This window comes from Fulvivirga kasyanovii (genome assembly GCF_009711405.1).
Taxonomy (GTDB): domain Bacteria; phylum Bacteroidota; class Bacteroidia; order Cytophagales; family Cyclobacteriaceae; genus Fulvivirga; species Fulvivirga kasyanovii.
In genome coordinates this window covers 1-2,657 of sequence record NZ_SMLW01000230.1, presented here as the reverse complement: position 1 = coordinate 2,657, position 2,657 = coordinate 1, and the positions used below count along the sequence as shown (strand labels likewise).

Below are 2,657 nucleotides of genomic sequence, written 5' to 3'. Positions count from 1 at the left end.
CACTATTTCAGCATCCTCACCGCCGGTGGTATTCCTGCCAAACCCGACAGCTTGTATTTTAAAAACATACCTCAGTACAGCTTGTTTGTCGCCTGTGTTGGAACTCCATATCCACTTCGACTTTGAACCTGCAGGGAAACCGGAGAAGTTTACACCACTGGGTGTACTGGTAATAGATCCGCTTTGCTCTTTTGCATAGCTCCATTGCAGGTCGTTGTAATATTTCTTTTTCCAGGTATTATCAGAAGGCCTTGCATTGGCCCTCCATGATGAACCTGAATAATATGATTTTTCAAGTTCATCAATCTGGACCAGCACACCAGGCGCATCTTGTCCGTTGATCCCTGCAATGGATATGGCATTATACCCTGGTAAAAAGGTCATGGGAACGAACTGCACCCTTCCGGCTGCATTGTCGTAGGCAAGTAACTCTCCGTTGAGGTATAAGCGGTACCCGCCATCTGCCACTATATAAATCCCGGGGCCTTCCCCGGGGCCATAGGTATTTCCTATGAGCATAGAACCTTGTGAATCACCACCTCCCCATGCTGCTTCATTGGGAAGGGTGACTGTTTCAAGACATTTGCTTTGAGCAAAACCCGCTGCAAAGCAAAACATGAGAATAATTGTTGTTATTCCTCTTAACATATTGATCGGGTTAAATTTTTTTGTTGAAATTTCGGGCTTCAGATTTAGTGCACGACGCATTGCCAGCATAGAATCATCCAAATGTCCTTGAATTTCAATGGTTGAAAAAAAATAGTATTTGAGTAAGTGAAAAGAATGACTTACTCCAGGCCATCAGACAATAAATAAAGTTGTAAACAGTTTTTACATATCAGATATTTGGGTTTATGACACCTGAGGTGTCGGGTTTCAGGGGATTAAACTTTGTTTCTTGTTACCATTACTTAATGGGGCATGAGTAAAGGCTCACACGTTGAGGATAGGGGAGCTCCCGAGTGTTGATAAACATTTGCAAGAATGAAAAAAATGGCGTTTTGCAATTTGCTTTTTCCTGAAAAAGCTTTGCAAAAGCATTCTAATTAGTTAATCAGTAGGTATTTACAGGTGGACCCGCATACTTGAGGGGAAAAACTTTAACTTACTGGTTTTATACAGGAGTATCCTATCTCGAAGTAGAACTCATGCTTTCTTTCATACTTATTTGGGATCAAACGTTAAACCTGTGGAGTAAAATGGATTGGAAAGTAAAACAAGTAAAGTTAATTTGCCACTGAAAATCAGTAAACCCGCTTATTGTTATCATTATACGAGTTTGCCTACTGCTGATTAACAACTGTCTGTCAGCAAAGAGTGAAAATTTTAGGGTCTCCCCAGAAATTCCGATTGATCCCTTATTTGCCGGGTAGTTTTTAGTCAGGTGTATTCCTATTTATAAAAAAGACCTTCACCATGGAGCGAAGGTCTTTTAATCCAAAGCTCAGGGGGATTCAGGCGGAATCCTGAGGAGATAACTAATTTTTATGCTTGGTATTTTACTCCACAGATTTATAGCCTGGAGCAAGATCAGGCACTAAAATTAATTGTTCTTGATTATTCTGATGACATGCTCTTCTATTCGCAGAACATATATGCCTTGCTTCAGTCCTTCCATTTGTACTAAACGCTGACTTCCTGACATCACCTTTCTGTTTTGCAGGTCATATAAGCTCCATTTACCGGTAAATTTGCCCTCGATCTTCATGGTATTTTTCACCGGATTAGGAAAAACTTTCAATGGCAGGTTCCCTGAAGCATCGGGTACCGAGGAAACCAAACCTGAGTTGTCATTTGTTGGGTTGACAGTGGCTGTAAAGGTTGTAGGGGTAGAGTAGGCTACCAGACCCTTGTTGTCGTATGCCACTGCCACAATAGAGTAAGTGCAGTTTTCAGGATCTGTAATCATCCATGAATACGGGGCGGTCGTATCTTCACCCAGTTTATCGCTTCCATGGTAAAACGCTACTTTAGCTATACCGTTTTCACCATTTGCAAAGACGTTGATTGTGATAGATGCAGGGTCAGTAAAACCCTGACCACTTGAAGGTGATCTGATGCTTACAGAGGGGCCTGCTGTAGTTTGCCCGGCAGCATCATCATATTCAGGCATGGTGCCCCATTGAGCCCCTGCTCCTGTTCTGGATGTACATATTGATTTTACGTCATTTACATTATCCAAAGTATATGGGTAGTCGACATGAAAGTTGGCCGTAGCATCTTTGGGTTCAGAAGTATGTGCCCAATTATCACCTGAATGGAATTCTATATTCTCATATAAATTTCCTGAGGAATATATAACCCCGCCATGAACCCGCACCGTAGGTATACGGACACCATCAAAGTGAGAGTTTTCAATTTTCAGAAGTAAGTCAGGCCCTCCCGAGTAAGAAGAATAGAAGGTGTTGTCGGAGTGATAATTATTGATCATGTGGATGCGGGCAGGTGCATCTCCGTAAAGCTTAGGTGTACGCCCCCTGGAACCTTCCCACCAAATATGGTCGAAAGTAATGTCCGAACCCTGTACCAGTGCGCTGTAATTATCTCTGCCGTCACACAGGTATTCGTTGTATCCGTTCCATCTGTTCCATGAAAAAGTAGCTTCTTTTGTATTGTAAACATCGTTACCATCACTTATCCATTTGAAGCTACAGTGG

At 42.2% G+C, this 2,657-nt stretch carries 2 protein-coding genes; both read right to left on the bottom strand.

The features are described from left to right. Positions 1-648: hypothetical protein (locus E1163_RS01135; protein ID WP_221417893.1), on the bottom strand; the 648-nt coding region annotated here is incomplete at its 3' end. Positions 649-1,543: 895 nt separating this feature from the next. Further along, positions 1,544-2,657 (bottom strand): Ig-like domain-containing protein (locus tag E1163_RS01130; RefSeq protein WP_155168688.1); only part of this gene is annotated, 1,114 nt, incomplete at its 5' end.